Here is a 19148-nt window from a genome sequence, read left to right on the forward strand (position 1 = left end):
GTGATGACGAGCACCGAACTGCTGAACCGCGCGGACGGGCTCCGGCAGGGCCGGACCCCCTTCGTTCTGGCCACTGTCGTACGCGCGGAACGGCCCACGAGTGCCAAGCCCGGGGACACTGCGCTGGTGCTGCCCGACGGAACCGTCGAAGGCTTCGTGGGCGGCACATGCGCCGAGACGACGGTGCAACTGCATGGTCTGCGGCTGCTGGAGACCGGCGAGTCGCTGCTGCTGCGGATCACGGCCGCCGCGGACGCCGGGGCCGAAGGCGCGGAGGCGACGGGCCAGGGCCTGGTGACGGTGGCCAATCCGTGCCTGTCGGGCGGCACGCTCGACATCTTCATGGAGGTGAACCTCCCGCCGGCACTGGTGCACGTCTACGGACACGCGCCCATCGCCCGAGCCCTGCTCGACGTCGGTCGCGTGCTCGGCCTCGACACCCGGCCCGCCTCGCCCGGGGAGCCGTTGCCGCCCGATCTGGACGTCGTCGTCGTCGCCTCGCACGGCCGCGACGAGGAGCCCGTGCTGATCGAGGCCGTACGTGCCGCGGTCCCGTACATCGGGCTGGTGGCCAGCCGGAAGCGCGGCGCGGCGGTACTCGCCGGGCTGGGCCTCACCGAGGAGCAGCGCGCGCACGTCCGGACCCCGGCCGGGCTGGACATCGGAGCACGCACCCCGGCGGAGGTGGCGCTCTCGGTGTACGCCGAGATCATCGCGCTGCGGCCCCGGCGCGCCCGGGCCGCGCGGCCCGCAGGCGCCGCCGCCGGGGCGCCCGCCGTCGCCGAGGCGGTCGATCCCGTGTGCGGCATGACCGTCCCGATCACCCCCGCAACCCTCGCGCTGGACCGGGACGGCGGCACGGCGTACTTCTGCGGGCCGGGGTGCCAGCACGCCTTCGCCGACGACCCTTCCCGTTACGCGCATGCCTGACCTCGACGCCCTCGTACCGGATGTCCCCGCCCTGCGCTCACGGCTGGACGCCGTCGGCTACCTGGCGGACGACGCCCTGGCCACGGCGCTGCTGCTGGCCGTGCGCATGCGGCAGCCGATCCTGCTGGAGGGCGAGCCCGGCGTCGGCAAGACCGAGGCGGCCCGCGCCCTCGCCGCCGTACTCGACACCCCGCTGATCCGGCTGCAGTGCTACGAGGGGCTCTCCTCGGCCGAGGCCCTGTACGAGTGGAACTATCCGCGGCAACTGCTGGCCATCCGGCTGGCCGAGTCCCGCGGGGAGTCCCTGCGCGACACCGACCTGTTCGCCGAGGACTATCTGCTCCCGCGGCCGCTGCTCGCAGCGATCTCCCACCCGGGACCGCGGCCGGCCGTGCTGCTCATCGACGAGGTGGACCGCGCCGACGACGAATTCGAGGCCTTCCTGCTGGAGCTGCTGGCCGACGCCGCCGTCACCATCCCCGAACTGGGGACCCGGAGGGCCACGGTGCCGCCGGTGGCGGTGCTGACCTCCAACCGCACCCGGGACCTGCACGACGCGCTGAAACGCCGCTGCCTCTACCACTGGATCGACTACCCGGACACCGCACGGGTCGCCGCGATCATCCGCAAACGGGTGCCGGAGTCGGCCGAGTGGCTGGCCGCGCGCGTGGCGCGCGGGGTGGCGGCGCTGCGTGCCCTGCCGGAGCTCACCAAGCCGCCCGGCATCGCCGAGGCGATCGACTGGGCAGGCGCGCTCAAGGCGCTGGGGCTCTCCGTGCTCGACGCCGATGCCGCGGACCGCACCTTGGGGGCGGTGCTCAAGTACGCCGAGGACCTGCAGGCCGTGCGCCGGGCCGGGCTGGCGGAGCTGGTCGATGCGGAGACCGGCACCGATGCCTGATCTGCCGGAACTGGCCGCCTCGTTCACCGGGGCCCTGCGCGACGCCGGGATCGCGGTGGGCCCCGAGCGCACACGGAGCTTCGCCCGGGCCGTCACCCTGCTGGCGCCGTCGACGACGCGCGAGTTGCGGCACTGCGCGCTCACCACCCTGGTGTCCGACCGCGAGCAGATCGAGCCGTTCGACGCGGTCTTCCGCGAGGTCTTCGGCGGCCCGGCCGACCGCGGAGCACGGCGCGGGCAGCCCGGCGACCCGCCCCGGTCGATTCCGGGCACCGTCCCCGGCGCCGACAGGAAGGCCACCGCGGACGAAGGCGGCAGGGAGGCCGGCGCACAGCCGCGGGAGGTGGCCCTGCCTCTCGCCGCCAGTCCCCTCGACCGCCTCGCCGCCCGCGACTTCGCGGCCCTGTCCGCCGAGGAACTCGCGCGCCTCTCCGAGATGATGCGCACCGTCGCGCTCCGCACCCCGACGCGGCCGTCCCGCCGGCGCCGGCCCGCGCCCCACGGCGAACGGATCGACCTGCGCCGCACGCTGGCCGTCAGCAGGCGCACCGGCGGATACCCCCTGCGGCTGCGCCGCTTCGTACCGCGCACCCGTCCCCGCGATCTCGTCGTGCTCTGCGACATCTCCGGATCGATGGAGCCCTACGCCCGCGCCATGCTGCAACTGCTCTACTGCGCCTCGCGCGCAGCCCGGGCCGAGGTGTTCACCTTCGCCACCCGGCTCACCCGCCTCACGCCCGCCCTCCACCGGGCCGGGCCCTACGACGCCCTGGCACGGGCCGGGCGGGCGGCCCCGGACTGGTCCGGTGGCACCCGGATAGCGGACTGCCTCGCGGAGTTCAACGAACGGTTCGGCCGACGGGGCATGGCGCACGGCGCCGTGGTCGTCATCGTCTCCGACGGCTGGGACACCGGCCGGCCCGCGGACCTCGCCACGCACATGGCACGGCTGTCGCTCGTCGCCTACCGCGTCGTATGGGTCAACCCCCGTACGGCCAGCCCCCGTTACCGTCCGCTCGTCGGCGGCATGGCCGCCGCGTTGCCCTACTGCGACGCCGTCGTCAGCGCCCACAGCTTCGCGGCCCTGGACGACTTCACCGCCGCCTTGTCCGCCCCGGGCCGCCGACGGTGACCCGGGCCTCTCCCGTGTCCCTCCCGAACCGGTTCCAGCGTGGGGTGGGCAACGGCTCGTCCGCACGGGACGATCGGCGCTGTTGCGACAGATATGGCTGGATCGCGTCGAAGCGGAACCAGTCGACCGATCACACGTCTTCCCCTGTGTCACGACCGCTGGAGAGAGGAGAACAGGATCTTGGAGATCATCGGGGCTCGTCCGTCTCGCCGCGCCGTGCTGGCCTTCGGCGCAGGTGCGGCTCTGGCCGCCGCCATGTCACCGAGCAGTGCGGCCCACGCGGCGGCGCCAGGCGGCGGCACGGTCCCCCGACAGCTGGCTGACCTCGAACGGGAGCATTCCGCGCGCCTCGGTGTGTACGCGCGCAACCTGACCACGGGGAAGACCGTCGTTCACCGGGCCGATGAGCGTTTCCCGATGTGCTCGGTGTTCAAGACGCTCGCCGCCGCCGCCGTCCTGCGCGACCTCGACCGCCATGGCGAGTTCCTGGCACAGCGGATCCGGTACGCCGAGAAAGACGTCAAGGACTCGGGCTATGCCCCGATCACGGGTACGCCCGAGCATCTTGCCGACGGGATGACCGTCGGGGAACTGTGCGCCGCCACCATCAGCTACAGCGACAACGCAGCGGCGAACCTGCTGCTCCGCGAACTGGGCGGACCCACCGCCGTCACCCGCTTCTGCCGCTCGGTCGGCGATCGGACGACCCGGCTCGATCGCTGGGAGCCCGAGCTGAACTCGGCGGAGCCGGCCCGCCTGACCGACACGACCAGCCCACGCGCGATCGGGAGGACCTACGCGCGACTTGTTCTCGGCGACGCACTCGCACCGCGGGACCGGGAACGGCTCACCGGGTGGCTGCTCGCCAACACCACCAGCGGTGAGCGCTTCCGTGCCGGGCTGCCGGCGGACTGGACCCTGGCCGACAAGACCGGTGCGGGGAAGTACGGGACGAACAACGACGTGGGCATCGCCTGGACCGCGGACGGGTCACCTGTCGTCCTGGCCGTCCTGACGACCAAGCAGGCCTCCGACGCCGCGGCGGACAATCCGCTGATCGCCAGGACCGCCGCGCTGCTGGCGAACGCGCTCGCCTGACGCTTCGGCGCGGTGGGCCCCGGCCGGTCCCCCGGAGGTGGAGGCGGAGCGGTCGCACACGGAGCAGTGGACGGGCCCGTGACGGCGGCCCCGGAAGTCCGTGCGCCGACCGCACCGCCTCTCACCCGTTCTCGAGCCGTGCCGCGAGCTCGACGGGGAGGAGGTCCCGGTTCGCGGCGGTGAGCAGGACGACGTCGATGTCGGCGCGCCGTTTGAGTGCGTCCGTGAACGGGTCGTGCCGTACATGGACCGTGGCGACGACGTCGACATCGGCATCGAACAGGGCCCGGACGACGTCGCGGAACGCGGTGCAGGCCAGCTCCATCCCGCCGAGCTCGTCGATGAGCACGAGCTGCCCCGCAGCCGGACGTGTTGCCGCCGCCGTCAGCGCTGGCAGCGCAAGCCGTTCCATGACGCTCAGGTCGACGCCGTAACGGCCGATCCGAGGCGGCCCCGGGAAGTCGGCATGGGCGAGGACGGCCCGTCGGCCGGACATGGTCTCCAGAACGAAGCCCTCCCGAGCACCCCTGTGCCGGATCTCCTCCGTGGTGAATCCCACGACGTTCCGCGTGCGCAGCAGCGGTACCAGTCGGCGGACGGCGGTGGTCTTCCCCGAGCCGGGCCGCCCTTCCAGCAGGATTCTCGTCGGCATCTCGTCTCCACATCAGGTCGGCGGCCCGGACGGTCGAGGCCGCGGGAACCGGCGCCGGCGGCCTTCGCTCACTCGGCCGATCGGGTGCTCGGGCGCCACCGGTCGGTGGCCGCCGGGCCGCTGCGGGTACAGCCACGCGCATGACCGCAACCGAGCTGAGCAGCCCGGCGGTCGACGACCACGACAGTAGGGTCCGTTGCGTGCCTTCCGGCCGCGCGACCCGCCGCACGCGGCCCCCTGACGGTCCGTCGACGACGGCCTGTCAGCCCGGCTGCCGCCCGGCGAAGCGGTCCAGCGCGCGCAGAACCTCCGCGCGGGCCGCATCGCTGCCCAGGTGGCCGGCGTCGTCGATCGTCACCAGACGCGCGTCCCGCCAGGCACGGCAGAGTTCCCACGCGGTGTCCAGGGGACTTGACAGATCGAGCCGACCGTGGACCAGCACCCCGGGGATCCCGGCCAGCCGCCCCGCGTCGCGGATCAGCGCGCCCTCCTCCAGCCACGCACCGTGCGAGAAGTAGTGCGTGACGATCCGCACGAGCGCCAGCCGGGCCTCCGGGGCACGGCCGGAGTAGGCGTCCGGGCCGCCGTTCGGCTCCAGTGAGAGGACCGCGTCCTCCCAGGCGCACCAGTCGTTCGCGGCCTTCGACCGCACCTGGGGGTCGGGGTCGTTCATCCGGCGTGCGTACGCCGCGACCGGATCGCCGTACCGTCCGCTTCCGGCACCCCGGCCAGGAACCGCTCCCACTCCTGCGGGAAGAAGCGCGCCACACCGCGGTACAGCCAGTCGATCTCCGTACGCCGGGTCGTGGTCACACCGTTCACGACGATCGACGATCTCCGACACGCGCTCCGGGTGCCTTTGCGCGTACGCGAGCAGCAGCGTCGAACCCCATGAACCGCCGTACAGCAGCCAGCGGTCGATCCCCAGCAGCTCACGCAGCCGTTCCATGTCGGCGAGGAGATGCCCCGTCGTGTTGTGGGTCAGGTCCGCGGCGGGATCGCCGGCGTGCGGTGTGCTGCGGCCGCATCCGCGCTGGTCGAACAGGACGATCCGGTACCGCTCGGGATCGAAGTAGCTGCGGACGCCGGGCGTACAGCCGGACCCCGGCCCGCCGTGCACGACCAGAGCGGGCTTGCCCTGCGGATTGCCGCAGACCTCCCAGTACACGAGATGGCCGTCGCCGGTGTCGAGCATGCCCTGGTCGTACGGTTCGACGGGCGGATACATCTCTGGCATGACGGCTCCTCAGGTGCGGGCGGCGCGGGCGGAGTCGATCACGATAGGCGCCCCGTCCCGCCTTCGCAGCGGAGTTTCAGGCTTGCCCGGCGAGCCGGAGCAGCGTCGTCGCCAGGACGTCGACGCCTCGGGCGCAAGTTTCGGGAGACGGGGATTGTGGCTGATCCCGTCGTACTCACCGGGCACGAAGATCATGGCGGTCGGGCAGAGCGCGGCGATCTCCTGGGCGTCGTGTCCGGCGCCCGACAGCAGCGACAGCCGGCGCAGCCCGTGGTCGTCCGCGGCCCTGGCGATGTCCTGTTGGACGGACGCGTCGAAGGCCACATGGCTCGTCCTCGCCATCCGGCGGGTGGAGACGCCCGGCCCGGGCTGCTGCGTCCGCAGTGTCCGCAGGAACGTGTCGAGATCCTCCTCGGCCCGGGCCATCGCCGTGTCGTCGGGGTTGCGCAGGTCGACCGTGAGCTCGGCGCGGGCGGGCACGATGTTGGTGAGGTCCGGGTGGACGGCCAGATGGCCGACGGTGGTGCGCAGTTCGCCGTACGCGGCCGTGGTGGTCATCGGGTGGCTGCCTCGGGCTGGTGGGGGAGGGAGTGGGGGTTGGCCGTGCTGCCCTCCGTGCAGAGCAGTACGACGGTGGTGCCGGGTCCCGCGCCGAGCGCGGCCCTGCGTCCGGCGGCGCCGGGCCCGGTCAGCGCGGCGCGGACCCCGGCAAGCGACGCGGCCCCGCAGGGACCCGCGGGCACACCGAGGGCGGCCAGGTCGCGTGCGGCCAGGTCCGCGTCCGGGTCGCCGACGGCGACCGCGGCGTCGAGGCCGTCGCGGAGCACCGGCCAGGCGAGGGAGGAGGCCGTACCGCAGTTGAGACCGGCCATGGTGGTGGAACCTGTCTCCACGGTGGCCGGCCGCCCCGCGCTGAGGGAGGCCAGTACGGACGCCGCGGTGTCCGGTTCGACGGTGAGCAGCGCGGGCGAGGATCCCGTCGCCCGGCTGCGGTAGTGGGTGACGGCCGCCTGGGCCAGGGAACCCACTCCGGCGGGCACGGACACCAGCCCGGCCGGTCCTGCTCCGGCGTCCCGCAGCTGGGAGTCGGTCTCGGTGAACAGCGTGGAGTACCCCTCGACGATCCAGCCGGGGATCTCCTCGTAACCGGGCCAGGCCATGTCCTGGACCAGGACGGAGCCCGGTTCCGCGGCGGCTTCTGCCGCGCGGGCGACGGCCGCGTCGTAACTGCCGGGGACCTGGACGACCTCCGCGCCCTCGGCCTCGATGGCGGCCGTGGCGGCCGGATGCACCCCGCCGGCGACGAACACCCGGGCGTGCTGCCCGGACTGCCGGGCCATCCGGGCGAGGGCGCGCCCGTGATTGCCGTCCGTCGCGGTGACGAGCACCAGAGGTCCGCCGTCGCGCCGAAGCGCCGCGTCGTCGGTCCTCTGCTCTTCGCCATCGGGCCCGCGATGTCTGCCGAGCAGCCGGTGGACCGCCCAGGACGCGCCGAGCGCCTTGAAGGCGGCGAGCCCGAGCCGTGCAGACTCGTCCTTGGCGAACACCCTGCCCACGCCCAGTTCGCCTGCCAGATCGGGGAGTTCGGTCAACGGGGTGGGGGAGTAGCCGGGGAGCCCGGCGTGGAAGGCCGCGATCCCGGCGGGAGCAGGGTCACAGCGCCAGGTCCTGGCCTCGGGCCGTACGTACCAGCCCAGGGGAGCGGTGGAAGCGTTCTCTGTCACGTCACCACCGTGCCGGGACCGGCTCTCCTTGGTCCAGCGAATGTTTCCGAGCAATACTCATCGGGAAATCCGAACGATCGATCCCTGGGGCGGAGGATCCGATGCTGGATCTGCACCGGCTGCGTCTGCTGCGTGAGCTGAAGCACCGCGGCACCCTGGCGGCGGTGGCCGCCGCGCTGGCGTACAGCCCCTCCTCCGTGTCGCAGCAACTCGCCCAGCTGGAATCGGGGGTGGGAGTGCCGCTGCTGGAGCCGGTCGGCCGGCGCGTGCGGCTCACGCCGCAGGCCGAGATCCTCGTCGCCCACACCGAGGCCCTGCTGGAGCGGCTCGAACAGGCAGAGGCGGACATCGCGACCTCGCTCGACGAGCTCACGGGCACCTTGCGCATCGCCTCCTTCCAGACGGCGGCGCTCGCCCTCGTCCCGGCCGCGCTGACCCTGATCCGGGCCTCGCATCCCCGACTCCGCGTCCACGTCACCCAGTTGGAGCCGGAGACAGCCCTTCCCGCCCTGCTCGCACGCGACTTCGATCTGGTCGTCGGCGAGGAGTACCCGGGCAGCCCCGGCCCGCGGCCCGACCGGATCGAACAGGAGGAGCTGTGCACGGACACGCTCCGCCTCGCCCTGCCGGGCCCCGGGGACACCGGCGACCCACAGCAGGCGCTGCGCGGGCTCGCCGCGCATCCATGGGTGATGGAGCCGGAAGGCACCGTCGCCCGCCAGTGGGCGCTGTCGCTGTGCCGCGACGCCGGTTTCGAGCCGGACGTACGGTACGAATCCGCCGACCTGCTGCTCCATCTGCGGCTGGTCGAGGAGGGCCACGCCGCCGCGCTGCTCCCGGATCTCGTCTGGCACGGCCGCACCCCGACCGTCCCCCTGCGGGACCTGCCCAGCGGCCGCGCCTCGCGCCGGATATTCACCGCCGTCCGCAGCGGCGGCAGCCGGCACCCCGCGGTCGTGGCCTGCCGCGCGGCGCTCCGGGAGTCCGCACGCCAGGCCACCGCCCGTCCCGCGTGACGGCGCCGACTGCCGGCCCGGCAGCCGACCGCTGACGAGACGTCAGCCGACGGCCGGCTCCCGCTGCATCGGCGGCTCGGTGGGCGTCCCGGGGACCGGGCCGAACAGCACCGCGCGAGCGACCTTCGGCGCGAACAGCGCGGTAAGCGGCGTGGCCAGCGTCAGTACGGAACGGAAGGCGGGGCCCACGACGTCGGGGTCGCCCGGGTACCGCTGCTGGACGCGGCTCAGGTACCAGGCGGCGGGACGGTCCACGGCCCGCGCGGTCACCGCGCTCCCCGCCGCGCCCGGCATCTTCCTGTCCGCGCCCGAAGAGATGTCCCAGGCCTGGCGCGAGGCCTCGAACAGCGCCTGCTGGACCCGCCGCGTCGTCGGCGTACGACGCTGATCGCCCAGCGCGTCGCGCAGTGCCACGGCGCTCATCGCGGCGACCGACATGCCCTGCCCGTAGATCGGGTTGAAGGTGCACAGCGCGTCGCCCGTCGCGAGGAATCCGGCGGGGCGGCGGCCCGGGCGGTCGTACCGGCGCCGCACGTTCGATGTCGACCGGAAGCCGAAGGGCGCCGTCTGCGGCTCCGCCTCCAGCAGCCACTCATGGAAGTAGGGGTGGGGGAAGCGGGCCGCGTACGCGGTGAAACCGGCCTCGTCCGTGGGAGGTTCCTGGCCCCGCAGGCCCGAGAAGATGACCAGATGGGTGCCGTCCTCCAGGGGCAGCACGCCGCCTCCGTACACCTGCGACGGGTTCGGGTAGAACCAGTACGCGAGGGATTCGGTGCCCAGGTTCTTGCTCGTGTTGCGGTAGATGCGTGAGGTGTAGGCGAGACCGGTGTCGATGGTCTCCTCCTGCGGTGGCTCGGCACCGATCGCACTCAGCCACTGCGAGGCACGCGAACCGCGGCCCGACGCGTCCACGACCAGGTCGGCTTCGAGGGTGTGCGGTTCCGCGCGGCCGGCCCGTGACCCGTCGCCGCGCTCGCGCAGCAGCACTCCCCGCACCCGCGAGGCATCGCCGACGAGCCCGACTGCGTCCGTCGACTCGGCCCTCGTGATCAACGGGTTGGCCAGCACCCGCTCGCGCACCAGATGCTCGATCTGGGCGCGGGAACCGGTGTAGATGTGCGTCGTCGGCGCCGTGCGCCGGAACCAGCCGCCACTCCACTGCACCATGTCCGACGGCATGCCGACCCGGGGCGAGCCCGCCGCCCTCAGCTCGGCCATGAATCCTGGCAGCAACGAGTCCAGCGCGAGCTGTCCGCCCTCCAGCAGCACATGGGCGTGCCGGCCGTGCGGTACGCCGGCGCGCGGCTGGGGACTTTCCGGGAGGCGGTCGCGCTCGACGATCGTCACTTTGTCGGCGTGCTCGGCGAGCACGTGCGCCGCGAGCAGCCCCGCGAGGCTGCCTCCGACGACGACGGCATGGCGCCCACCCGCGCTCCGCCGCCAACTGCCGTTCATCTGCGCATGGTTCACCATGTCCGCCCCTCGTGGTCAGCGCGTGGATCCAGGACCGACCAGTATTCCCGGCGCGGCCCTGAAGATCACGAGGGCCGGGCCGGAGGCGCTCGATGTGGTATGAGGCCTCGTCCCGGTGCTGGGCGACGTGATGGTCGCGGCTGTCGTCGAGGCTGTACCCGATCCGGCAGGATCCGAAAGAAACCCCTGGGCCGACCTGGGCCGTGTCTTCGAAGTCCCGTCTGCCCGGCGACGCTACTTCGAAGACACTCCCTGGCCGTCGGCCACCGGCCGGCCCAGCTCGGTCAGCGCATACGTCAGCCACTCGATCCAGAACCGCTCCAGATCGATCCCGCCACGCAGCACGACATGCCGGATCCGGTCCTCGACGGAGTCCCGCTCCGGCGGGAAATGCCGCTGCTCGATATCGGTGTACTCGGCCAACTGCCGTTCGTGCAGCGCGAGATGACGGCGCAGCTCGGCCTCCAGGCCCTCCGTCCCCACCACCGCCGCCGCCCGCATCCGCAGCAGCAGCGCGTCCCGGATCGGCTTCGGGTCCTCGGTCCTGCCGACCCACGTGGTCAGCTCGGCGCGCCCCGCGGGCAGCACCTCGTACTCCTTCTTCTGGCCGCGGGTCGGCTGGGCGGACGGCAGGGCACGGATGTGCCCCGCCTCCTCCAGCTTGCCCAGCTCCCGGTAGATCTGCTGATGCGTGGCCGACCAGAAGTAGCCGATCGACTTGTCGAAGCGGCGGGTCAGCTCCAGCCCTGAGGACGGCTTCTCGAGCAGGGCGGTGAGGATCGCGTGCGGGAGTGACATGGCGTCATCCTAGGTTCGGGTGAACAGCCGCGCCTCGATCGCCGGAAGGGCCCAGCAGAGCCCCTTGGCGGGTGGCCCCAGGCGAAGCTCCGGGGGAGACCGAGGACACGCCCGAAGGGCGATACGGGGGTCCGGGGGGTCGCCCCCGGACACACCCTAGATCGTCGCGGCCAGCCGCGTGCCCTGGTCGATGGCGCGCTTGGCGTCCAGCTCCGCGGCGACATCGGCGCCACCGATGAGGTGGACGGTGTGTCCGGCCGCGCTCAGCTCCTCGTACAGATCGCGGCGCGGCTCCTGTCCGGCGCAGAGCACGATCGTGTCGACGGGGATGACGGTGGACGCGCCGTCCACCGTGATGTGCAGGCCCGCGTCGTCGATGCGGTCGTACGTCGCTCCGGCGACCATCGTGACACCACGGTGCTTGAGCTCGGTGCGGTGGATCCAGCCGGTCGTCTTGCCGAGACCCGCGCCGACCTTGGTGGGCTTGCGCTGCAGCAGATGCACCGTACGCGGCGGCTTCGGGCGCTCGGGAGCCCGCAGCCCGCCCCGCGTCCCGTACGCGGTGTCCACGCCCCACTGCCGGAAGTACGTCTCCGGGTCGAGGCTCGCCCCTTCGCCGCCGTCGGTGAGGAACTCCGCGACGTCGAAACCGATTCCGCCCGCGCCGACGATCGCCACGCGCTCGCCCACCGCGACGCCGTCCCGCAGGACGTCGAGGTAGCTGACGACGCTCGGATGGCCGACGCCCTCGATCTCCGGCGTGCGGGGAGAGACTCCCGTGGCCACCACGATCTCGTCGTACCCGCTGAGCAGCTCCGGCGTGACGAGGGTCTTCAGGCGGACCTCCACGCCGCGCAGCTCCAGCTGCGTACGGAAGTAGCGGAGCGTCTCCTCGAACTCCTCCTTGCCCGGCACCCGCTTGGCGATGTTCAGCTGCCCGCCGATCTCGTCGCCGGCGTCGAAGAGGGTCACCGCGTGTCCGCGCTCGGCCGCGGACACGGCGAAGGCGAGACCCGCGGGGCCCGCACCGACGACGGCGAGCCGCTTGCGCAGCCTGGTGGGGGAGAGGATCAGCTCGGTCTCGTGGCAGGCACGCGGGTTGACCAGGCAGGAAGTGATCTTCCCGCTGAACGTGTGGTCCAGGCAGGCCTGGTTGCAGCCGATGCAGGTGTTGATCGTCTCGGCGCGGTCCTCCCGCGCCTTCGTCACGAAGTCCGGGTCGGCCAGGAACGGCCGCGCCATCGAGACCATGTCGGCGCGCCCCTCGGCGAGCAGCCGCTCGGCCACCTCGGGGGTGTTGATCCGGTTGCTGGTGACCAGCGGCACCGACACGGATCCCATCAGCTTCCGCGTCACCCAGGTGTAGGCGCCACGCGGCACCGAGGTCGCGATCGTCGGGATACGGGCCTCGTGCCAGCCGATACCGGTGTTGATGATCGTCGCGCCGGCCGCCTCGATCTCCTTGGCGAGCGTGACGACCTCCTCCAGCGAGGAGCCGCCCGGCACCAGGTCGAGCATCGAGAGGCGGTAGATCAGGATGAAGTCCTCGCCGACGCGCTCACGGGTGCGACGGACGATCTCCAGCGGGAAGCGGACCCGGTTCTCGTACGAGCCGCCCCAGCGGTCGGTGCGCTGATTGGTGGCGCTCGCGATGAACTCGTTGATCAGATAGCCCTCGGAGCCCATGATCTCGACTCCGTCGTATCCCGCGGACTTGGCCAGCTCCGCGGCCCGTACGTAGTCCTCGACCGTCCGCTCGACCTCGTCGTCGGTGAGGGCGTTCGGGACGAACGGGCTGATCGGCGCCTGGAGCGCGCTGGGGGCGACCAGCTGCGGGTGGTACGCGTACCGGCCGAAGTGCAGGATCTGCATCGCGATCCGGCCGCCCGCCGCGTGCACCGCGTCCGTCACGGTGCGGTGCTGTGCGGCCTCCGCCTCGGTGGTCAGCTTGGCGCCGCCGTCGTACGGGCGTCCCTCGTCGTTCGGGGCGATACCGCCGGTCACGATCAGGCCGACGCCGCCGCGCGCACGGGCGGCGTAGAAGGCGGCCATGCGCTCGAAGCCGTTCTCCGCCTCCTCCAGGCCGATGTGCATCGAGCCCATCAGCACCCGATTGGGCAGCGTCGTGAACCCGAGGTCGAGCGGGCTCAGCAGGTGCGGGTACGGGGCCGGGGCCTGGGGCTGCGGGGGCGGCGGGGTCATCAGGGGTTCCTCCTCGCGCAAGGTGCGTCGAGTCCCTTTGTAGACGCCGACGAGCCGTTATGCAACAAGTTGCACAACGAGGGAGGGGTGACATGCGCTACGCCGGCGCCGCCCGGCGGTCCAGGTCCTCCGGAGTCCGCGGCCCGGTGGCGTCGGCGGCCGGCAGCCCGTGAGAACAGCTGGTCGTCAGGATCCCCGCACTCAGACCTTCCGGTAGCCGTACGCCTCCGCTGCCGCCGTCCGCACCGCGTCCAGATCGCCGCCCGCCGAGGCGGTCACCACCGCCGCGATCGCGCCCTCCACGAACGGGGCGTCCACCAGCCTGGTCCCCTCCGGCAGCTCGTCCCCCTCGGCGAGCAGTGCCTTCACGGTCAGCACCGCGCTGCCGAGGTCGACGATGACGGCGACGCCCGCACCCCGGTCGACCGCCATCGCCGCCTGTGTGATCAGCTCCGAGCTGGTGCCGAGCCCGCCGTCCGGCGTACCGCCGGCTGCCGCGACCGGGGCGGTCGCGCCGCCGCCCGCGAGCCCCCTGGCGAGTTCGGCGACGGAGGCCGCGACCTCCGCGCTGTGCGAGACGAGGACGACGCCGACCTGGCTCACGACGTCACCTCCGTCCCGCTCGTCCCGCCCGTCTCGGCGAGGGCGGCGATCAGCAGCGCGGAGGACGTCGCCCCCGGGTCCTGGTGCCCGATACTGCGCTCGCCCAGATAGCTCGCCCTGCCCTTGCGTGCCAGCATCGGTACGGTTGCGAGCGCGCCCTGCTCCGCGGCCTCCCGGGCGGCCGCGAACGACTCGGCCGAATCGCCGAGCGCCTCCACGGCGGGCTCCAGCGCGTCCAGCATCGTCTTGTCCCCGGCCTTCGCCCCGCCGAGCTGCGCCACCGCGGCGACGCCCGCGCGCAGTGCCTCCGCCAGCTGCTCCGGGGAGACCTCCGCCGCGTCGCCGAGCGTTTTGCCCGTACGCCGCAGCAGCGTGCCGTACAGCGGACCCGACGCGCCGCCCACCGTCGAGATCAACTGCCGTCCGCACAGCATCAGCAGGGCTCCCGGAGTGTCCGGCGCCTCCTTCTCCAGTGCGGTGGTCACCGCGGTGAAACCACGCTGCATGTTGTTGCCGTGGTCGGCATCCCCGATCGCGGAGTCGAGTTCGGTCAGACGGCCGGCCTCACGGTCCATGGCGGCGGCGGTGACGGTCATCCAGCGGCGGAAGAAACCCGTGTCCAGCACTGTGTCTCCTTTTCGTTGCTCACCACGGATGCGTTGCGTCCACGGTTCAACGGCCCCAGCGCAGCGCGGGAGTCTGCACGGGTGCGTCCCACAGCCGCAGCAGCTCCTCGTCCGCCTCGCACAGCGTCACCGAGCATCCGGCCATGTCGAGCGAGGTCACGTAGTTCCCGACGAGGGTCCGTGCCACCGGCACCTCGCGCTCGACCAGCACGCGCTGCACCTCAGCGTTGAACCCGTACAGTTCGAGCAGCGGTGTCGCACCCATGCCGTTGACCAGCGCCAGCACCGGACTGGACGGCTGCAGGTCCTCCAGGACGGCGTTCACCGCGAAGTCCGCGATCTCCCCCGAGGTCATCATCGGGCGCCGCTCGCGGCCCGGCTCCCCGTGGATGCCGATGCCCAACTCCAGCTCGCCCGGCGGGAGATCGAAGGTGGGACTGCCCTTGGCCGGCGTCGTGCACGCGCTCAGCGCCACGCCGAAGCTGCGCGACCGCTCGTTGACGCGCCGCGCGATGGCCTCGACCCGCTCCAGCGGTGCGCCCTCCTCGGCGGCTGCTCCGGCGATCTTCTCGACGAAGAGCGTCGCTCCCGTACCGCGCCTGCCTGCCGTGTACAGACTGTCCGTCACCGCCACGTCGTCGTTCACCAGCACTTTGGCGATCTGGACACCCTCGTCCTCGGCGAGCTCCTGGGCCATGTCGAAGTTGAGGACGTCGCCGGTGTAGTTCTTGACGACGAACAGCACCCCCGCCCCGCTGTCGACGGCGGCCGCGGCCCGCGCCATCTGGTCCGGTACGGGCGACGTGAACACCTCCCCGGGGCATGCCGCCGAGAGCATCCCCGGCCCGACGAACCCGCCGTGCAACGGCTCATGCCCGGACCCGCCCCCGGACACCAGCGCGACCTTGCCGGCGACCGGAGCGTCTCCCCTGACCACGACCCGGTTCTCGACATCCACACTCAGCTCGGGATGTGCGGCCGCCAATCCCCGCAGGGCATCCGCGACGACGGTCTCCGGGACGTTGATGAGCATCCGCATGGCTACCTCCTGATGAGACTGGCGATCATCACTCTGAACAGGGTCTTCGCAGGTCGGGCTGGGTGCCGTGGTGCCGAATGCCGGCCATGGCGCGCTCGGTACGGATGCTCACATGGTAGGCCGCTACGGCGGAGTCACCCGTGGTGAAACGGCCGCAGCTTCCCCACCGGAGAGTTCGTCGAGCGAGCGTCCGGCCGGTTCGACGCGGAAGACCAGGGTGACCGTGAAGGCGAGCGCGCTGGTCACCGCGATGCCGTACAGCAGTGCGCTCTGGCCGATGTCCGCCAGCAGCACGGGGAAAAGGAACGTGCCCAGGGCGGCGCCGAGCTTTCCGCACCCGGCGGCGAAACCATGCCCCGCGGCCCGCACTTCGGACGGGAAGACCTCGGCAGGCAGCGCGAAGGTGGTGGCATTGGGCCCCATGTTCATGAAGGTGTTGAACAGGGCGAAGCCGAGGAAGACCAGGACGAGGTGCGATCCCGCACCGCCCGGGAGCCGGCCCGTTGCGGCCAGAAGGCAGAGCGCACCGGTCATCACCGCGAATCCGGCCAGCTGGAGCGGAACCCGCCCTACGCGGTCGACCAGCACGATCGCCAGCAGGAACCCGATCACCAGAAAGACGTCCAGGGCAGCCGTGCCCTCGGTGGAAGCCACGTCGTCGGCGATGAACGTGGCATTCGCGCCGGCCAGTGCGAGGCCGGCCAGCAAGGTGGGGGTGAAGATGCCCACCCCGTAGGTCGCGATGTCCATCAGGAACCAGGGCACGGCCGTGAAGACCGTCCGTCGCCTCAGCCGGCGCGAGAACAACTGGGGCTGGACGAAGGCCTTGAGCCCCTCGGGCGGCGGCTCCTGCCGCGCACGGTCCGCCTCGCCGATGTGGACCCGCCGCCCGGTCAGCGCCCGCCCGACCGCGCAGGCCTCTTGCTCATGGCCGTTGCCGGCCAGCCAGCGCGGGCTCTCGGGCACCTTCCGCCGCAAGTGGATGATCAGCAGGGCAGGCAGCACACCGAACCCCAGCATGATGCGCCAGGAAGTGATGTCCGGCAGCACGAGGAGAGTCACCACACCGACCGCCGCTCCCAGGAGAATGCCGACCGCCTGCAGACTGAACGCGCCGACGAGCCAGCGTCCCCGGCTCCGGGCCGGCAGAATCTCCGCGAGGTAGCTGGCCGCGATGGGGTAGTCCAGCCCGACGGCGACACCCAGCATGAGCCGGAAGGCAATCAGGGACCAGATGTCCCACGCGCAGGCGCACAACACCGAGAACACGACGAACAGCCACAGGTCGACCCGGAAGATCCGGCTGCGCCCGATCCGGTCGCCGAGGGGACCGAGCAGAGCGGCGCCGAGCGCGGCTCCCACGATCGCGGCGGCCGACAGCAGTCCCTGCTCGGCGGAGGTCGCGCCGAATTCCCTGGCGATCAGGGGATTGGCGACACCGATGATGAAGAAGTCGAAGCCGTCGAGCAGGATCCCCAGTCCGGCCAGCAGCCAGAACTTCAGGTGCAGGCGTGACATGGGCGCGCTGTCGAGCGCCGCACCCAGAGGAAGGGATCCGCCGGGAGATCCGTTGGTCACTACGGGCACGGTGAACGACCCCCAGAGCGGTCGGGTGTGGTGTGCGACGGATCGCGGACCGGTGCCGCGGGGCTGAGGCGAGGCGCCGGTAAGAGTGAAGGCCACCGGCCGCGACTGATCAACGTGCCACGCGGGGACGGCACCGGCCGCCATCCGGAGTTCACGGTGGCCCGCGCCCTGACCCTGCCGGCGCCGGTGACCGCGCGGTGGAGGCCAGGGAACGACCCGTGCGGTGGAGGCCACCGAACCGGGCGTCCCGTGTCAGTAGCGCTGGGCCTTGGCGACCGTGGGGGTCAGATTCATACCGGGCGGCTTCCGGCTGATCGCGAGTGGTTGTGCCCGCTCCCCGGGAGCGAGATCCTGCGCTCCGACGATCCGGCTCTCCACGACCTTCCCGGAGGAGTCGGTGAAGTCGACCTGCACCGCGTACGACGCCGTCTGGTCGGTGCTGTTGGTGATCGTGACCACGACGGCCCGGACGCCGCCGGTGTCGGCCGTCGGCTTGCCCGTGAGCGAGACATCGGAGATCGCGTTCCCGCCACCCTTCAGGTCCTTGAGCTTCTCCTGTGCCGCCGCGTTGGCGCGGGCCACCTCGGCCGAGACCGAGGCCTCGAAGGACGAGGCGGCGGCCGACGCCGACGAGGCCGCGGCGGAGGCCGCGGCGCGCGCGGAAGCCTCGAGCGAAGCCAGCGCGGAAGGCGGCGTCCCCGTGAACGCCGAGGTGTCCGGCGGGGTCGGGCGCGGGCTGAACGGCGAACTGGTGCCCGAATCGCCGCTTTCGGTGCCGCACGCGGCCAGGGCGGCCGTGCCGGTTGCCGCGACGATCACGGCCAGCGCGGTGCCCGCCACCCGCCGCCTGACGGACAGGCCCGGCGTACACGTGCTCATCAGGGGCGTCCCTTCACTGCCGGTGACCGAACCACCCCCTGGTGCGCTGCCTCAGTAGCGCAGAGTGCTCGCGATGCCGCCCATCCCGGCGAGAGTGCCGTCCGGTACGAAGTGGACCTCGGCGCCCGTCTCCAGCGACCGCTCCACGATGTCGTCGACGATGTCGGTGACGGCGTCCAGGTCCCCCGGCTCCGCGGGAGCCAGATGGCCGCCCGAGTCGCGCACGGTCTCCTGGTAGTTCTCCTCCACGGCCAGCAGTGCGACCCGGCCGGACTCGACGTTCTGCCGGATCTCGTCGACCCCGGCGGCGAACGCCCGCCGCCCACGGGCCTTGTCCAGCTCCGAGAGGACACTCTCGATGTCCTTCTGCGCCTGGGCCTCGACGAACGGACGCACGGCCTGCCACACGGCATGGGCCGGCCCTGCCGCCAGTCCGCCCTGCGGGACATGGGTCGCCGTTCGCGGGGCGACCGTGCCGACGTCGTCGAGCAGCGCGAGCGCCGCCGCCTCACCCGCCACGTAGAGCGGCCGGGGATCGGCCTTGAGCACCGCTCCCAGCGCCGTGTCCGCCTCGCGCAGGAAGTGGCGGGTCGCCTCGTCGGTGAAGGCGCTCGGCACGTCGCCGATCTGCTCCTCGCGCTCGGCGTCGGGGTTCTCGAACGTGCGGGTCATCGGGAACGCCCAGGTGTCCTCCTGGATGACACGGTCCGCCGAGCCGCTCCACAGAGTGACGCGGTCGGACGACACGGCCATCACCCAGAAGGGCTGCTCCGCGGCCTGCGCCGAGACGAGATTGCGGGTCAGGAACGTGTCCGAGAGCACGACGCGCTCCGGCACCGCACGGCCCAGCGTCCACACCTGATGCTCGCCCTGCGCGGCGAAGACGACCAGCCCGTCCTCCGCGTGGACCAGATCGACCTCCGACAGGGCCAGGTCCAGCTGCTGGACGATGTCGATCCGGCTGTCCCGGGTGACGGCCGGATCGGCCTGGAGCTGCTCCTTGGCCTCGGCGACCAGGTTGCGCAGCCGGACGGGATCCTGCGCGTTGTCCGGCTCACGGCGATGCGTGGGCATCAGAACCGACACCGCCGGATAGGGGCGCTGCTTGCGCAGCCGGGCAAGGACATCGGAGCTGAGAGCGGGGTGCATGCGGATCCCTCCAGGGCGTGCAGTGAATGCCTGCGAGCCATGAACCCGTGGAAAGCCTCCTGGGCCGATAGGTCATCAAGGTGAACGATATGTCCGATTGCT

General features: G+C 72.2%; 18 protein-coding genes. 5 read left to right on the forward strand and 13 right to left on the reverse strand.

The window, feature by feature from the left end:
- Nucleotides 1-3 precede the first annotated feature (3 nt).
- The 4 genes from AC0699_RS29400 to bla all read left to right on the forward strand — a co-directional run bounded on the left by AC0699_RS29400 (nt 4) and on the right by bla (nt 4061).
- Nucleotides 4-930, forward strand: a complete 927-nt coding sequence (locus AC0699_RS29400) for an XdhC family protein (protein WP_478666177.1) — start codon at nt 4-6, stop codon at nt 928-930.
- Entirely contained in the window at nt 923-1831 is a 909-nt protein-coding gene (locus AC0699_RS29405; protein WP_478666179.1) for an AAA family ATPase, read from the forward strand. Before AC0699_RS29400 ends, AC0699_RS29405 begins: the two co-directional genes overlap by 8 nt.
- On the forward strand, nt 1824-2963 hold the full coding sequence (locus tag AC0699_RS29410) for a vWA domain-containing protein (RefSeq protein WP_478666181.1): 1140 nt from the start codon (nt 1824-1826) through the stop codon (nt 2961-2963). Before AC0699_RS29405 ends, AC0699_RS29410 begins: the two co-directional genes overlap by 8 nt.
- A 180-nt stretch (nt 2964-3143) precedes the next feature.
- A complete protein-coding gene (gene bla / locus AC0699_RS29415) occupies nt 3144-4061 on the forward strand; it encodes a class A beta-lactamase (protein ID WP_478666183.1) in 918 nt (305 codons plus the stop codon).
- Nucleotides 4062-4182: 121 nt separating this feature from the next.
- On the opposite strand, the gene AC0699_RS29420 is transcribed toward bla, so the two are convergent.
- The 4 genes from AC0699_RS29420 to AC0699_RS29435 form a co-directional block, all read right to left on the reverse strand.
- Complete coding sequence (locus AC0699_RS29420; RefSeq protein WP_478666186.1) at nt 4183-4713, reverse strand: nucleoside-triphosphatase; 531 nt, start codon at nt 4711-4713, stop codon at nt 4183-4185.
- 262 nt (nt 4714-4975) lie between these two features.
- On the reverse strand, nt 4976-5950 hold the full coding sequence (gene pip / locus AC0699_RS29425) for a prolyl aminopeptidase (RefSeq protein ID WP_478666188.1): 975 nt from the start codon (nt 5948-5950) through the stop codon (nt 4976-4978).
- Nucleotides 5951-5959: 9 nt separating this feature from the next.
- A complete protein-coding gene (locus tag AC0699_RS29430; RefSeq protein WP_478666190.1) occupies nt 5960-6508 on the reverse strand; it encodes a hypothetical protein in 549 nt (182 codons plus the stop codon).
- A complete protein-coding gene (locus tag AC0699_RS29435; protein ID WP_478666193.1) occupies nt 6505-7674 on the reverse strand; it encodes a diaminopropionate ammonia-lyase in 1170 nt (389 codons plus the stop codon). The genes AC0699_RS29430 and AC0699_RS29435 overlap by 4 nt, the downstream gene beginning before the upstream one ends.
- Before the next feature lie 101 nt (nt 7675-7775).
- On the opposite strand from AC0699_RS29435, the gene AC0699_RS29440 reads away from it, so the two are divergent.
- Nucleotides 7776-8690, forward strand: coding sequence for a LysR family transcriptional regulator (locus tag AC0699_RS29440; protein WP_478666196.1), 915 nt, complete (start codon nt 7776-7778; stop codon nt 8688-8690).
- 42 nt (nt 8691-8732) lie between these two features.
- On the opposite strand, the gene AC0699_RS29445 is transcribed toward AC0699_RS29440, so the two are convergent.
- The 9 genes from AC0699_RS29445 to AC0699_RS29485 form a co-directional block, all read right to left on the reverse strand.
- Entirely contained in the window at nt 8733-10163 is a 1431-nt protein-coding gene (locus tag AC0699_RS29445) for an FAD-dependent oxidoreductase (protein ID WP_478666197.1), read from the reverse strand.
- 234 nt (nt 10164-10397) lie between these two features.
- The gene (locus tag AC0699_RS29450; protein ID WP_478666200.1) at nt 10398-10961 is read right to left on the reverse strand and encodes a PadR family transcriptional regulator; all 564 of its coding nucleotides are present in this window, start codon (nt 10959-10961) and stop codon (nt 10398-10400) included.
- Nucleotides 10962-11117: 156 nt separating this feature from the next.
- Nucleotides 11118-13163, reverse strand: a complete 2046-nt coding sequence (locus tag AC0699_RS29455) for an oxidoreductase (protein ID WP_478666203.1) — start codon at nt 13161-13163, stop codon at nt 11118-11120.
- A gap of 201 nt (nt 13164-13364) precedes the next feature.
- Nucleotides 13365-13766 (reverse strand): PTS-dependent dihydroxyacetone kinase phosphotransferase subunit DhaM, encoded by a 402-nt coding sequence (locus tag AC0699_RS29460; RefSeq protein WP_469772753.1) that lies wholly within the window; start codon nt 13764-13766, stop codon nt 13365-13367.
- On the reverse strand, nt 13763-14392 hold the full coding sequence (gene dhaL, locus AC0699_RS29465; RefSeq protein ID WP_478666208.1) for a dihydroxyacetone kinase subunit DhaL: 630 nt from the start codon (nt 14390-14392) through the stop codon (nt 13763-13765). Before dhaL ends, AC0699_RS29460 begins: the two co-directional genes overlap by 4 nt.
- A 46-nt stretch (nt 14393-14438) precedes the next feature.
- Nucleotides 14439-15431 carry a dihydroxyacetone kinase subunit DhaK gene (gene dhaK, locus AC0699_RS29470; protein WP_478666210.1) on the reverse strand — a complete coding sequence of 331 codons (993 nt, stop codon included), beginning with the start codon at nt 15429-15431 and terminating at the stop codon, nt 14439-14441.
- Nucleotides 15432-15554: 123 nt separating this feature from the next.
- A complete protein-coding gene (locus tag AC0699_RS29475) occupies nt 15555-17009 on the reverse strand; it encodes an MFS transporter (protein ID WP_478666213.1) in 1455 nt (484 codons plus the stop codon).
- A gap of 261 nt (nt 17010-17270) precedes the next feature.
- Nucleotides 17271-17897 (reverse strand): FxLYD domain-containing protein, encoded by a 627-nt coding sequence (locus AC0699_RS29480; RefSeq protein ID WP_478666215.1) that lies wholly within the window; start codon nt 17895-17897, stop codon nt 17271-17273.
- 51 nt (nt 17898-17948) lie between these two features.
- Entirely contained in the window at nt 17949-19046 is a 1098-nt protein-coding gene (locus AC0699_RS29485; protein WP_478666219.1) for a baeRF3 domain-containing protein, read from the reverse strand.
- Between the last annotated feature and the right edge of the window lie 102 nt (nt 19047-19148).

Source organism: Streptomyces sp. NPDC043870 (genome assembly GCF_056435785.1).

Coding starts and splice junctions, on each gene's coding strand:
- AC0699_RS29445 (WP_478666197.1), bottom strand. CDS start 10,163: ATGGTGAACCATGCGCAGATGAACGGCAGTTGGCGGCGGAGCGCGGGT.
- AC0699_RS29480 (WP_478666215.1), bottom strand. CDS start 17,897: ATGAGCACGTGTACGCCGGGCCTGTCCGTCAGGCGGCGGGTGGCGGGC.
- AC0699_RS29440 (WP_478666196.1), top strand. CDS start 7,776: ATGCTGGATCTGCACCGGCTGCGTCTGCTGCGTGAGCTGAAGCACCGC.
- pip (WP_478666188.1), bottom strand. CDS start 5,950: ATGCCAGAGATGTATCCGCCCGTCGAACCGTACGACCAGGGCATGCTC.
- AC0699_RS29420 (WP_478666186.1), bottom strand. CDS start 4,713: ATGCCGACGAGAATCCTGCTGGAAGGGCGGCCCGGCTCGGGGAAGACC.
- AC0699_RS29410 (WP_478666181.1), top strand. CDS start 1,824: ATGCCTGATCTGCCGGAACTGGCCGCCTCGTTCACCGGGGCCCTGCGC.
- AC0699_RS29450 (WP_478666200.1), bottom strand. CDS start 10,961: ATGTCACTCCCGCACGCGATCCTCACCGCCCTGCTCGAGAAGCCGTCC.
- AC0699_RS29430 (WP_478666190.1), bottom strand. CDS start 6,508: ATGACCACCACGGCCGCGTACGGCGAACTGCGCACCACCGTCGGCCAT.
- AC0699_RS29405 (WP_478666179.1), top strand. CDS start 923: ATGCCTGACCTCGACGCCCTCGTACCGGATGTCCCCGCCCTGCGCTCA.
- dhaK (WP_478666210.1), bottom strand. CDS start 15,431: ATGCGGATGCTCATCAACGTCCCGGAGACCGTCGTCGCGGATGCCCTG.
- AC0699_RS29455 (WP_478666203.1), bottom strand. CDS start 13,163: ATGACCCCGCCGCCCCCGCAGCCCCAGGCCCCGGCCCCGTACCCGCAC.
- AC0699_RS29485 (WP_478666219.1), bottom strand. CDS start 19,046: ATGCACCCCGCTCTCAGCTCCGATGTCCTTGCCCGGCTGCGCAAGCAG.
- AC0699_RS29400 (WP_478666177.1), top strand. CDS start 4: ATGACGAGCACCGAACTGCTGAACCGCGCGGACGGGCTCCGGCAGGGC.